The following is a 322-nucleotide window of genomic DNA, read 5'->3' on the forward strand; positions in this document are numbered from 1 at the left end:
GTAGTCCACACCCACGCCCGGGCTGTATTGCAGGCCCGACAGAGGTGGATACGCAACCCAACCGGTCTTGGCGAACTCGCCGACGCCCAGGGACAGGTTGATCAGTACAACGCCGGATACCAGCAGCCAGAAGCTCAGCGCATTGAGAAACGGGTAGGCCACATCGCGCGCGCCGATCTGCAACGGCACCACCACGTTCATCAGGCCGACCACGAAGGGCATGGCCACGAAAAAAATCATGATCACGCCGTGGGCGGTGAAGATCTGGTCGTAGTGTTCCGGCGGCAGGTAACCCGGCCCGCCGCTGGCGGCCATGGCTTGC

At 63.0% G+C, this 322-nt stretch carries 1 protein-coding gene; it reads right to left on the reverse strand.

Translation table 11 applies throughout. The features are described 5' to 3' along the window. Positions 1–322, reverse strand: a 322-nt coding sequence (locus AC0L3B_RS38950) for a cbb3-type cytochrome c oxidase subunit I (protein ID WP_473383010.1), incomplete at both ends; no start/stop codon positions are given.

It is taken from the genome of Bradyrhizobium sp. Kon56, from assembly GCF_055807635.1.